Origin of the sequence: Micromonospora sp. DT227, from assembly GCF_049841835.1 — a bacterium.
Lineage (GTDB): Bacteria > Actinomycetota > Actinomycetes > Mycobacteriales > Micromonosporaceae > Micromonospora.
The window spans coordinates 337,333-349,816 of the sequence record NZ_JBNCLA010000005.1; the positions used below are offsets into that span (position 1 = coordinate 337,333).

Consider the following 12,484-nt stretch of genomic DNA (forward strand, 5'->3'; position numbering starts at 1 on the left):
CCCAGCGCCGATCTTGCGGTTGCTGCCCGCCGTACGCGGCAAATGCCCCGGTCTGTCGGGGCAGTGATCGCAAGATCGCGGGAGCGGTGAGGGCTGTGGCGCGACGGGCCGACTAGGCTTGCGGGGGTTTCCGGTCCTGCGGGGCGACGGGCGGCGAGGGGAGACGCGGCATGGCGTGGAGCTGGCGGTACGAGGGCGCGAACGGCGACCCGGTCGACGGGCCGGGCGAGTCGTTCCCGAGCCAGGCGGACGCCGAGTCCTGGATCGGCCAGACCTGGCGGGAGCTCGCGACATCCGGCGTCACCTCCGTCGTGCTGGTCGAGGACGACCGGGTGGACTACCGGATGAGCCTGCAACCCCCGGCCGAATGACGGGCTACGACCGCCCGGGCGACCCGCTGATCCTCGGCGTGCCCCGGGCGGCGTTCCGGCCCAGCCCCATCTTCCTGGCCCTGGTCGCGCTCTTCGCGGCCGGCGGGGTGATGACCTGGAACCGGTACGGCAACGTCCGGTTCGACGTGTTCCTCTTCGTGGTCGCCGGCTGGCTGGTCTCGCTCTGCCTGCACGAGTACGCGCACGCCGTGGTCGCGTACCGGGCCGGCGACCGGGACATCGCCCATCGGGGCTACCTGACGCTCAACCCGCTGAAGTACACCAGCCCGCTGCTGTCGATCGTGTTGCCGGTGGTCGTGGTGCTGCTCGGCGGCATCGGCCTGCCCGGCGGCGCGGTCTGGGTGGAGCGGCACGCCATTCCCGGGCGGCTGCGGCACACCCTGGTCAGCCTCGCCGGGCCGGCCACCAACGTGGTGTTCACGCTGGTGCTGGTGGCGGCCGTGACGTGGGGGCCGGCGCTGGGCGGGCCGTTGGAGTTCTGGGCCGGCGTCGGGCTGCTCGCGTTCCTCCAGCTCATGGCCAGCGTGCTCAACCTGCTGCCGGTGCCGGGCCTGGACGGCGGCAACATGATCCAGCCCTGGCTCAGCCCCGCCTACCGGCGGATGTACGACCTGTTCGCCCCGTACGGATTCATCCTGCTCTTCGCGTTGCTGTGGAGCCCGCGCATCGGCGGCGCGTTCTTCGGCGGGGTCTTCGCGGTCGGCGACGCGCTCGGCCTCCCACCGGACCTCTACCGGCTGGGCCTCCACCTGATCCGGTTCTGGCAGGGCTGACGGGCCCGCCGCACGGGCGACCGGCCCGGCGGGATGTGCGCCGGTCGTCCCCGGGCCGACGGCGACGCCGGCCCGGGGACGACTGACGTCACGGACGCCGCGCCGGGCTGTCCGTCTTCGCCGGGTCCCGCTCGACGACCGGCTCGACGACGTCGTCGATCGCCTTGAGCAGGCCGGCGTCGAGCTTCACGCCCGCCGCCTTCACGTTGTCGTGCACCTGCTCGGGCCGGGACGCGCCGATGATGGCCGAGGACACGTTCGGGTTCTGGAGCACCCAGGCGACCGCGAGCTGCGCCATGGTCAGCCCGGCCTGCTCGGCGAGCGGCTTGAGCTGCTGCACCCGGGTGAGCACCTCGTCGGACATCCACCGGGCGATGAAGTTCGCGCCGGACTTCTCGTCGGTGGCGCGGGAACCGGCCGGCGGCGGCTGGCCGGGCAGGTACTTGCCGGAGAGCACGCCCTGCGCCATCGGCGACCAGACGATCTGGCCGATGCCCAGCTCCTCGCTGGCCGGGATCACCTCGGCCTCGATGACCCGCCACAGCATCGAATACTGCGGTTGGCTGGAGACCAGCGGGATGCGCAGCTCACGGGCGAGCGCGTGCGCCTCGCGCAGCTGCGCCGCCGTCCACTCCGAGACGCCGATGTAGTGCGCCTTGCCGGCGTGCACGACGTCGGCGAACGCCTCCATCGTCTCTTCCAGCGGGGTGCTGACGTCGAAGCGGTGGGCCTGGTAGAGGTCGACGTGGTCGGTCTGCAGGCGGCGCAGCGAGCCGTCGATCGACTCCATGATGTGCTTGCGGGACAGGCCACGGTCGTTGCGGCCCGGCCCGGTCGGCCAGTACACCTTGGTGAAGATCTCCAGCCCCTCGCGGCGCTCGCCGGCCAGCGCGCGGCCGAGCACCGACTCGGCGCGGGTGCCGGCGTAGACGTCGGCGGTGTCGAACGTGGTGATGCCGCTGTCGAGGGCGGCCCGCACGCAGGCGACCGCCGCGTCCTCCTCGACCTGCGAGCCGTGGGTGATCCAGTTGCCGTACGAGATCTCGCTGACCATCAGGCCGGAACGGCCCAGGTGTCGGAATTCCATGCTCCGACCCTAGCCCCGACTCCCCTGACCCGCCGGTTCAGAGCACCGGGTTCGCGTCGGCGAGCAGCCGGTCGATCTCGGCGGACACCGCGGCCCGGCCCGGGTGCACCGGGTCGATCAGCGGGTCGCCGTGCCGGTCCAGCGCGCCCCAGCGACCCGCCTCGGTGGCGACCAGGAACGCCACCGGGTGGATCACCAGCGTCGGGTACGCGGGCGCCACCCGGACCCGGCCGTTCCGGTCCACCACGCCCCGCCGGCCGGCCAGCTCGACCACCGCCAGCCCCTCCTCGGTGAAGCCGTCCAGGTCCCGGCCGTCGGCCAGCGCCGTGCCGAGGCCGTGGTAGCGGGTCGGCACCACCACCTCGCCGGCGTGGTCCACCGCCCCCCAGCCGCCGTTCTGCCGCACCGCGGCCAGACCGTTGCGGAACGACCGGACCTCCTCGTAACCGGGCGGAATCTTCACGATGTTCGTCCGGTCGACGGCCATCCACCGGCCCTTGCCGTCCATGCTCACCCACGACAGACCCTCGGCGAACGCGCGCACCGAGCGGTAGCCGTTGTTCGCCTCGATCAGCGCCGCCCCCGACGTGTCGATCAACGCCCAGCGGGACGCCTCCGGCCGCCGGACCCAGGCCAGTCCCTCGTGGAACGGCTGCACCTCGGCGTACCGGTGCCGGATCACCAGCTCACCGTCGGCGTCCGCGTACCCCCAGAGCTCCTGCTCCTCGTCGAACGTCGCCACCGGGTACCGCGGCGTGCCGAGCACCTCCGCCCGCCCACGCGGCGCCGGCCCGAACCCGTCGCGCGCCGCCCGCGCCGCGACCGCGTCCAGCGCGACCACTGTCCGCGCGTTCAGCGCCGCGTCCTCGCCCCGGCGCAGGTCCAGCGCCCGCTCGAAGTGCAGGCACGCCTCGGTCAGCCGACCCTGGTCGTAACAGCAGCGACCGGCGTGCTCGTGCAGCAGCGCACGCAACCGGTCCGGCAGCTCCGCCGAGTTCGCCTCGGCGAAGAGCCGGTCGGCCTCCGCGTACTCGCCCCGCCACCGCAGCACCTCCGCCAGCCGGGCGCGGGCCAGCGCGGTCCGCCGCAACTCACCGGTGGCCTCCGCGTACGTGAGGGCCAGCCGCGCGTCGGCGACCGCGTCGTCGGCGTCACCGAGGACCCGGGACGCCACCGCACGCAGGCTGAGCAGCCGGGCCCGGCTGCGGTTGTCCAGCGCGGTGTCGAGCTTGCCGGTGAGCCCGTCCCGGATCCGCCGCAGCTCCGCCGGATCGGGCGCCTCCTCGCGCAGCGTCTCCGGGTGCAGCCGCCAGCCGACCGCGGCCAGGGCCCGCTCCGGGTCCACCGGTCGCGCCGGCGCCGGTTCGTCGCCCGCCGGCCCCTCTTCCGGGGTACGCGCGTCAGCCGGCCCGTCGGCCTCGTCCACACGTGCCGGTTCGGCGTCGGCACGTGTCGACGCCGAACCGGTCGGCTCAGGTGAGCCCCGCCCTCCGCCGGCCGGGTCGGCGCTGCCGGTGTCGGGGCCGATGTCGCCGGTCCGGGGCGTGCCGGTCGGGCTCGTGGCGGTCGGGGTCGAGCTGTCCGCCAGGGTCGTGCCGGTGGCACGTGAGCCGGTGGTAGCGCCGTCCATCCGGGTCGGGCCGGCAGGCTCCGGGTCGGTCGCGGCGACGCTCCGGGCGGCGTCGGGCGGACTCGCGGACGGCCCAGCCGTATTTTCTTCGGCTGAGGCGGCGCTGGTGGAATTCACGGCGGCCGGCCGCAGCGAGACCGAATCTTCTTCGGCAGCGACTGGACGACGCGGCTCTTCGTCAGCGCGGGTCGCCCCGACGGGTCGCTCCTCGCCGGCCATCGTGACCCGTCGGTCCGGTACCGGTCGGAAGATGTCTCCCGGCTCACTGCCGCGCGCGCCGTCCTCGACCGCCTTGTCGTCGCTCGGGGCGTCGCCGGTCAGGTTGTCATCGGTCGGGACGTCGTCGGTCAAGCTGTGGTCGGTCGCGTTGTCGGCGGCCCGTTCGTCGAGGGTCGGGCCGTCGCCGGCCCGCTCGTCACCGGTCGGGGCGTCCATGATCGGCGCGGAGCCGGGTGCGGCGGCGTCAGCGGGCAGGTCGCCCGGCACCACGTGCCCGCGCCCGTCGCCGTCCGCACCGGTGCTCCCGGACTTCGACGGCGTGGCCGGGTCAGCTGTCGCTCCCGCCGGGCGCGTCATCCCCGCGACCGCCGTGACCTGCGACATGGCATCCGGGTACGCCACGGCGTCGGTTCCGGTACCCGGCTGGACGTGGGCGACCGCGTATGCCGTGGCGTCGGTCTCGGCGCGCGGTTCGTCGGCGACGATCGCGTGTGACGGGGCGCCGGTGCCGGCGTGCGGTGGGTCGTCGGTCACCGCGTCTGACCCGAGGTCGGTGCCCGGGCTCGCGTGCGGCGCGTCGTCGACCACCGTGACCGGCGCGTCGTCGGTGCCCGTGTGCGGCATGTCACCGGCCAGCGCGACCGGCTCATCGTCGGCCGCTGCGTTCGGCGTCTCATCGGTGCCCGTGCCCGTGCCCGTGCCCGTGCCCGTGCCCGTGCCCGTGCCCGTGAGCGGCTCATCGTCGGCCACCGTGACCGGCGCGGCGTCGGCCCCGGTGCGGGCGGCCGCAGCATCGCTGGTCGTGCGGGCGTCCCGGTCGTCGGTGAACGCGTCGCTGCGGGCGGTGGTGCGGGCGTCCTGGTCGTCGGTCAACGCGTCGACCTGGCCGGGCCTGACGGTGTGGTCCGCGGTCGACGCTTCGGCCGGTGCCGGCCGGTCGTGACCGGCGGATGGTACGGAGCCGGTGGCCGGGACAGCCGGCGTGGAGGTTCGAGGGGCGGCGGAGGGGGTGGGCGGTGTCGGCGTCGGGGATTCGGCAGGCATCGACGCCGGGTGCGCGTCGGGAAGCGTCACCTCGGTTGCCGTGGCGGCAACCGGTTCGGCCGGCGGGTCGACATGGTCGACGGAGGTGGAGGCGGGCCCGGTGTCCTCGGCTCGTTCGGTGGTCCGGGACGCGGTGCCGATCCCGGATACGACCGCCGAGTCGTTCACGCTCCCAGGTCGATAGCGGTCGCCTGTCACACCCGTCGGTTCGGCGGGCGCGATCGAAGCGAGCCGCCGCTCCGGTCCGGCCTGCGCGGCAGCCGGGTCCTCGTCCGCCGGCACGACACCCGGGTCCTGATCCGCCGGTGCGGCAGTCCGGGCCGGGCCGGTCGGTACGGCAGTCTGAAGCCGGTCCGTCGGCGTGTGGCCGGTCGGGGAAGTGGCGGTGACCGGCTCTGCGGGCAAGGTCGGCCCGGCGGAAACGGACGGCGCAGCCTGTGCCTCGGCACGGGCCGTGTCGTCGGGCTGGCCGTCACGCCCGCCGGTCGTCGCCGGCTTGTTCGGCCGGAACCATGCCTCCGCACCGGAGTCCCTCGGCTGTGGTGCCGGATTCGCCTCGGGTACCGGCGGGCGGTACCGGGCAGGCTCCCGCCGGTCCTGATCCGGGTCAGCAGCCGTGCCGCCGGCTGTCGCGCCGGCTGTCGGGCGTTCATTCCCGGCCGAAGTGGCGGGCCCGGTGTGTGGCGTTCGAACCTCCGCCGGACCGGAGGGGCCGGATCGGGCCGGGCCACTTCCGGATGTCTGCCCGGACGCGGGGCCGGAATAGGCAGGCGGAGCCGGGCGAGCGGGAGCGGTCGGAGCCGGACGAGCGGGAGCGGTCGGAGCCGGCGCGTCGGCCGCCACCCCGGGCGCGGACGCCCGTGCCGCGGGTGCCGCTGACCGGCCGGTCCCGGGCACGCCGGTTCCGGGCACGCCGGTTCCGGGCACGCCGGAAACCGGAGCGGTGGCGGCTGGTCCGGTGGCGGCCGGTCCGGTGGGGACCCGGCGATCCTGCTCGGCAGCCGGCCGGCGGATCTCGTCGTAGCGACCGGGGGCCGGGGGAGCGGACCGCCGTGGCTCGTCGGGTCGGCTCGGCGGTACCGGCCGCGTCGGGGCGTCACCGGCACGGACCGGTGGGTGCTCGTCGGGGCGTGCCGGCCACTGGGCCGGCTGAGGCCGGTGGTCGGGGCGCACGGCGGGCGGTCGGGCCTCCCGGGACTCGGGGCGGGGGCGGGCCGGGCCGTCCTGCTCCGGACGGTGGCCGTCGCGGCGCCGGTCGTCGGTCGGACCGCCCGGGTACCCGTCCCGCGCCGGCCGCTCCGCGTGCGGGCGGGACCGCTCGTCGGGCTGGTACGCGGCCGGCTCGGTACGCGACCGCCGCTCGATCACCGGCCACTCGCCCTGCGGCGCGTGGGTCCGGTCGAGTGGCGGGCGTTGACCGTCCCACCGCTGGTCGACGGCGGGGCGCGGGGTGCCGTACCGGTCGGTCCCGGTGGGGCCGGCGGCGTCCCGGCGCGGCGTGCCGTCGGCCCACCGTCCACCGGTCGGCTCGCGCCGGTCCGTCGGAGGCGGTCCCGGTTCGCGCCAACCGTCACGACCCGGCTCGCCGCGTGCCGCGGTGCCACGATCGGGCGCGGGACCGACCTGGCCGTGGCGTTCCGTGGGTCGGCCGGGTACGGCATTCCGCCCCGCGTCGGCCGCCGGAGCCCAGCGACCGTCGGGTCCGGCCTCGCGACGGTCGGGTCCGGCCTCGCGACCGTCCACCGGGGCGCGGCGGTCGTCCGGCGGCCGGCGGCGCTCGGACCAGCCCGCGGCGGGTTGCGGGGCCTCGCTCGGCTCCGGCATCCAGCCCGGTGCCGGCGGGGTCGACCGGTGCGACGGCGACCCGGGGTGGGTCCAGCGCTGGTCGAAGCGTTCGGGTGTCGGGGGCGGGCCGGGCGGGGTCCGGTCCGCCGGCCGAGGCGGTCGGCCGTCCGCGCCGGGGCGGTCCGGACGGCCGCGCCACTCGCCCGCCGCACCGACCGGCCGCTGCCCGCGTGGCTCGTCCGGCCCGGCCGGGCTGACCGGGTACGTCCCGCGTGGGCCGGCCGGGCTCACCGGATACGTCTCACGCCGTCCGGCGGGGCTGACCGGATACGTCCCGCGTGGGCCGGCCGGGCTGACCGGGTACGTCTCACGCCGTCCGGCGGGGCTGACCGGGTACGTCCCGCGCGGGTCGGCCGGGCCGGCCGGGTACGCGTCGGTCGGCGCCGGGCTGATCGGATGCGCGTCCTCGGGCGCGGGGCTGACCGGGCGTACCTCGGCGCGTCCGACCACGGCCCGGCGACGCGGCGGGGGCGTCAGGTGTTCGAGGCCGATGTCACCCGGGTAGCGCTGCCCGGGGAACTGTGGCTGCCACTCGTGGGTGGGCTCCAGCGCCCAGGCCGGTTCGGCCGGCTCACGCCAGCTGCCCCAGCCACTCATCGGCAGCCCCTTCCGTGGCTCGCGCGGCGCGGCCCCGGAACCGGCTCGCGTCGCTCGCTCACGGCGGTGTCACCTCGTTGGAAATTGTCGCGCTGGGGCGGCGGACGTGCCGGTAGAGTCGCCCGGCCAGCACGTCTTGGCTGCGGAAGGAGGGTAACGGCGTGGGCTCGGTCACCGCCACTGTGGCGTCACCCACCGATGGACACGTTACCCCATGGTTTCGGACATTCGGCGCGATAGTGGCGGCCGGGTTCCGGCGACACGCCACCTACCGCCAGGCGGCCGTGGCCGGCGTGGTGACCAACACCGTTTTCGGCTTCCTGCGCTGCTACATCTTCCTCGCCGCCACCGACGCGGCCGGCACCGTCGCCGGCTACGACCGGGCGCAGCTCGCCACGTTCGTCTGGGCCGGGCAGGGGCTGCTGGCGGTCATCGCGATCTGGGGCTGGACGGAGCTGGCCGACCGGATCCGCTCCGGCGAGGTGGCCGCCGACCTGCTGCGACCGGTGCACCCGGTGACCAACTATCTCGCCGTCGACGTGGGCCGGGCCGGGTTCGCCGCGCTCGCCCGGCTGGTGCCCCCGCTGGTGGTCGGCCCGTTCTTCTTCGCGGTGTACCTGCCCCGGCACTGGGCCACCGTCCCGCTGTTCCTGCTCTCCGCGCTGCTCGCGGTCGTGGTCTGTTTCGGCTGCCGCTACCTGGTCAACGCCACCGCCTACTGGTTGCAGGACGTCCGGGGCCCGATGATCCTCTGGACGCTCGGCTCGGGCGTGCTGGCCGGGCTCTACTTCCCGCTCGGCTTCCTGCCCGGCTGGCTGGAGGCGACCCTGCGCTACGCCACCCCGTTCCCGAGCCTCCTCCAGGTCCCGCTGGACGTGCTAGTCGAGCGGGAGCCGATGTCGACGGGTCTCGGCCTGGTCGGGCTCCAACTCGGCTGGGCGGTGCTGCTGCTGGCGCTCTGCCGGCTGGTGCAGCGCCGGGCCGAGCGTCGCCTGGTGGTGCAGGGTGGCTGAGCACGGCAGTGCGCCCAGGGTGGCTGAGGTCGGCGGCGGGGCGCTGCGGGCGTACCGGGCGCTGCTCGGGGCGCAGGCGCGTTCGCAGGCGGCCTACCGCACGTCGTTCGTGGTCGACCTGGTCGGCAACCTGGGCGCGACCGTGTTCGACGTGGTCACCGTCCTGGTGATCTTCGGGGTGACGCGCGAGCTGGGCGGCTTCACGCTGCGCGAGGCGCTTGTCGTGGTCGGGTTGTCGTCGTGCGGGTTCGCCGCCGCCGACCTGCTGGTCGGCAACGTCGAACGGCTGCCCCGGTACGTTCGTACCGGCCTCTTCGACGCGGTGCTGGTCCGCCCGCTCGCCGCGCTGCCCCAACTGCTGCTGATGGACCTGCCGCTGCGCAAGGTGTCCCGCGCGGTGTTCGGCCTGGCGGTGCTCGGGTTCGCGCTCGCCTCGGCCGGGATCGACTGGACCCCGGGCCGGGTCGCGCTGGCCCTGGTCGCCCCGCCGGCCGCGGTGGTCTTCTTCGCCTCGGTCTTCGTCACCACCGCCACGGTGTCGTTCTACTGGGTCGACTCCGGCGAGCTGGCCAACTCGGTCACCTACGGCGGGCGCGACTTCACCTCGTACCCGGTCACCGTCTACGGCGGGTGGTTCCGCGCGCTGTTCGCGTACGGGATGGGGTTCGCGTTCGTCAGTTACCACCCGGCGCTGGCGCTGCTCGGCCGCGCCGACCCGCTGGGCCTGCCGGCCTGGGTGGGCTGGGCCGCGCCGGGCGTCGCGCTGGTCGCGGCGGCGGTCGCGGCCGTGGCCTGGCGCGTCGGGGTCCGTCACTACCGGAGTACGGGGTCATGAACGTCATCGAGATGGACGGGCTGCGCAAGGAGTTCACGGTGCGGGTCAGGACCGGGACGCTGCGCCGCGAGAAACGGACGGTGACCGCGGTCGACGGCGTCGACCTGCGGGTGGAGCGCGGCGAGATGCTCGGCTACATCGGGCCGAACGGCGCCGGGAAGTCGACCACGCTGAAGATGCTCACCGGTGTGCTCATGCCGTCGGCGGGCCGGGCCCGGGTCTGCGGGCTGCGGCCGGTGGCCGACCGGACCCGGCTGGCGCTGCGCATCGGGGTGGTGTTCGGGCAGCGGTCGCAGCTCTGGTGGGACCTGCCGCTGCGGGACTCGTTCGACCTGCTGCGGCACGTCTACCGGGTGCCGGCCGGCGCGCACGCGGCCCGGCTGGCCCGCTGCCGGGACCTGCTCGACCTGGACGCGTTCCTGGACACCCCGGTCCGGCAGCTCTCCCTGGGTCAGCGGATGCGCGGCGAGCTGACCGCGGCGCTGCTGCACGGCCCGGAGGTGCTCTTCCTGGACGAGCCGACCATCGGGCTGGACGTGGTCAGCAAGCAGGCGGTCCGCGGCTTCCTGGCCGAGCTGGGCCGGGCCGGCGACACCACGCTGGTGCTCACCACGCACGACCTGGCCGACATCGAACGGCTCTGCCGGCGGCTCGTGGTCATCGACCACGGCCGGGTGGTGCACGACGGGTCGATCGCGGAGCTGCACCACAGGTACGGCTCACGCCGGATGGTGGTCGCCGAGCTGGACACCGCGCTGCCCGAGCCGCCGGTGCTGCCGGGCGCGCCGGTGCAGCGGGTGGAGGCGGACGGGCGGCGGCTGGTGTTCGCGCTGGAGCGGGCGAGCGTCGCCGAGGTGGTGGCCGGGCTGGCCGGCCTGGCGACGCTGCGCGACATCTCGATCGTGGAGCCGGACATCGAGGAGGTCGTCGCCCGCCTCTACCAGAGCGAAAGGACGGGCCCCCTGTTAACGCCTGGCGTATAGCAGGGGGCCCTTCTCAACGCGTTGCTCAGACCTTGTCGCCGATGTTGACCCGGGGGGCCGGGGCGCGCATCTTGCGGAACGTGATCGACCGCATGATCGCGTAGAAGTAGAGCGAGCCCAGCTTCTCGGTGCTCTTCGGGAAGCGCTGGCGGACCAGCTTCTTGATCTTCCGAGAGATCAGCACCGAGTCGATCAGGACGCCCAGCGCCAGCGCGCCCCAGAGCAGGTTGGACGCCAGCCGCACGACCGGCGGCATGGCCTGGTTGGAGCCGACCAGCACGATCAGCGCGCCGCCGAAGAACCAGGTGCCGACCGTACGCCGGGAGTCGACCACGTTGCGGGCCAGCAGCCGCTCCGGCCCGCGGTCCCGCGGACCGCCCTCGCGGCGGAACTCGGCGGTGGCCTCGGCGCGCGTGGCGCGGCGCTGCTCCCGGGCCTCCTCCTTGGTCAGCGGGCGGACCGGCGCGGCGGCCCGGCGACCGGCGGCCGGACGCTTCGGAGTGGTCCGCCCCAACTCCTTCTTGCTGGGCGTGTAGCCCCGGGGGCGGGCGGCGGCGGACTCCTCGTCGGTCGTCACCGTGGTGACGGACTCCTCGACGGGGTCGGCGGACTTGCGGCGAAACAGCGACGGCACGCCGGCAAGGGTAGCCAACCGGTGCGGCCCGGCGCACATCGCGGTGCGCCGGGCCGGTGACCGGGTGGATCAGGGACGCTCGACGTGCGCGCCCAGGTCAGCCAACTTGGCCTCGAAGTCCTCGTAGCCCCGGTTGATCAGGTCGACGCCGTACACCCGGGAGGTGCCCTCGGCGGCGAGCGCCGCGATGAGGTGGCTGAACCCGGCCCGCAGGTCCGGAATGACCAGGTCGGCCGCGTGCAGCTTGCTCGGGCCGGCGATCACCGCCGAGTGCTTGAAGTTGCGCCGGCCGAAACGGCACGGCGTGCCGCCGAGGCAGTCCCGGTAGACCTGGATGTTGGCGCCCATCGTGTTCAGCGCCTCGGTGTAGCCGAGCCGCTGCTCGTAGACCGTCTCGTGGACGATCGACAGGCCCCGGGCCTGGGTGAGCGCGACCACCAGCGGCTGCTGCCAGTCGGTCATGAAGCCGGGGTGCACGTCGGTCTCCAGGGCCACCGCGTTCAGCTCGCCGCCCGGGTGCCAGAACCGGATGCCGCCCTCCTGGCCCGGGTCGCCGAGCTTCGGCGGCCGGCTGTCGGTGACCTCGTACTCGCCGCCGACGGAGCGGAAGATGTTCAGGAACGTCATCATGTCGGCCTGCTGCGCGCCGAGCACCTCGACGTGGCCGCGGGTGGCCAGCGCCGCCGCCGCCCAGCTCGCGGCCTCGATGCGGTCGGGGATCGGCCGGTGCGTGTAGCCGTGCAGCTTCTTGACGCCCTGGATCTCGATCACCCGGTCGGTGTGGACCTTGATGATCGCGCCCATCTTCTGCAGGATGCAGATCAGGTCGATGATCTCCGGCTCGACGGCGGCGTTGCGCAGCTCGGTGACGCCCTCGGCCATCACCGCGGTCAGCAGCACCTGCTCGGTGGCGCCGACGCTCGGGTACGGCAGCGCGAACTTGGTGCCGTGCAGCCCGTTCGGCGCCGACAGGTGCAGACCCTCGGGGGTCTTGTCGACGGTCGCGCCGAACTCGCGCAGCGCCTGCAGGTGGAAGTCGATCGGGCGCGGGCCGATGTGGCAGCCGCCCAGGTCGGGGATGAACGCGTGGCCGAGCCGGTGCAGCAGCGGGCCGCAGAACAGGATCGGGATCCGGCTGGACCCGGCGTGCACGTTGATCTGGTCGGTGCTGGCGCTCTCGACGTTGGACGGGTCGAAGACCAGCTCGCCGTCCTCGGTGCCGTCGGTCACCTTCACCCCGTGCAGGCCGAGCAGCCCGCGGACCACCTCGACGTCACGGATCCGCGGCACGTCGAACAGCCGGCTGGGTGTGTCGCCGAGCAGGGCGGCCACCATCGCCTTCGACACGAGGTTCTTCGCGCCGCGCACGCGGATCCGCCCTTCGAGCGGAGTGCCTCCGTGTACGACCAGGACGTCGTCGGTCAACGCAACC

9 protein-coding genes are annotated in these 12,484 nt (G+C 74.6%); 5 read left to right on the forward strand and 4 right to left on the reverse strand.

The window, feature by feature from the left end:
• The first annotated feature begins 170 nt into the window (after nt 1–170).
• Together ACLQ2W_RS19710 and ACLQ2W_RS19715 are read left to right on the forward strand one after the other, a co-directional pair.
• Nucleotides 171–371 (forward strand): hypothetical protein, encoded by a 201-nt coding sequence (locus tag ACLQ2W_RS19710; protein WP_107159991.1) that lies wholly within the window; start codon nt 171–173, stop codon nt 369–371.
• Entirely contained in the window at nt 368–1,165 is a 798-nt protein-coding gene (locus tag ACLQ2W_RS19715; protein WP_425787683.1) for a site-2 protease family protein, read from the forward strand. The genes ACLQ2W_RS19710 and ACLQ2W_RS19715 overlap by 4 nt, the downstream gene beginning before the upstream one ends.
• A gap of 88 nt (nt 1,166–1,253) precedes the next feature.
• On the opposite strand, the gene ACLQ2W_RS19720 is transcribed toward ACLQ2W_RS19715, so the two are convergent.
• The gene (locus ACLQ2W_RS19720) at nt 1,254–2,252 is read right to left on the reverse strand and encodes an aldo/keto reductase family protein (protein ID WP_425787684.1); all 999 of its coding nucleotides are present in this window, start codon (nt 2,250–2,252) and stop codon (nt 1,254–1,256) included.
• A 37-nt stretch (nt 2,253–2,289) separates the two neighbouring features.
• A complete protein-coding gene (locus ACLQ2W_RS19725; RefSeq protein ID WP_425787685.1) occupies nt 2,290–4,974 on the reverse strand; it encodes a WG repeat-containing protein in 2,685 nt (894 codons plus the stop codon).
• Between the two features lie 2,774 nt (nt 4,975–7,748).
• Between ACLQ2W_RS19725 and ACLQ2W_RS19730 the strand changes: the two genes are divergently transcribed.
• Genes ACLQ2W_RS19730 through ACLQ2W_RS19740 form a run of 3 tightly spaced genes read left to right on the forward strand, consistent with a single transcriptional unit; the run spans nt 7,749 to nt 10,418 of the window.
• Nucleotides 7,749–8,600, forward strand: a complete 852-nt coding sequence (locus ACLQ2W_RS19730) for an ABC transporter permease (RefSeq protein ID WP_405090605.1) — start codon at nt 7,749–7,751, stop codon at nt 8,598–8,600.
• A gap of 19 nt (nt 8,601–8,619) precedes the next feature.
• On the forward strand, nt 8,620–9,435 hold the full coding sequence (locus ACLQ2W_RS19735) for an ABC transporter permease (RefSeq protein WP_425787686.1): 816 nt from the start codon (nt 8,620–8,622) through the stop codon (nt 9,433–9,435).
• Entirely contained in the window at nt 9,432–10,418 is a 987-nt protein-coding gene (locus tag ACLQ2W_RS19740; RefSeq protein ID WP_425787687.1) for an ABC transporter ATP-binding protein, read from the forward strand. Before ACLQ2W_RS19735 ends, ACLQ2W_RS19740 begins: the two co-directional genes overlap by 4 nt.
• Nucleotides 10,419–10,443: 25 nt before the next feature.
• Here the strand turns inward: ACLQ2W_RS19740 and ACLQ2W_RS19745 are convergent, their stop codons facing one another.
• Nucleotides 10,444–11,052: a DUF3043 domain-containing protein gene (locus tag ACLQ2W_RS19745; RefSeq protein ID WP_425787688.1), complete on the reverse strand. Its 609-nt coding sequence runs from the start codon at nt 11,050–11,052 to the stop codon at nt 10,444–10,446.
• Nucleotides 11,053–11,121: 69 nt separating this feature from the next.
• On the reverse strand, nt 11,122–12,477 hold the full coding sequence (gene murA, locus ACLQ2W_RS19750; RefSeq protein WP_308447822.1) for a UDP-N-acetylglucosamine 1-carboxyvinyltransferase: 1,356 nt from the start codon (nt 12,475–12,477) through the stop codon (nt 11,122–11,124).
• Nucleotides 12,478–12,484: the final 7 nt, after the last annotated feature.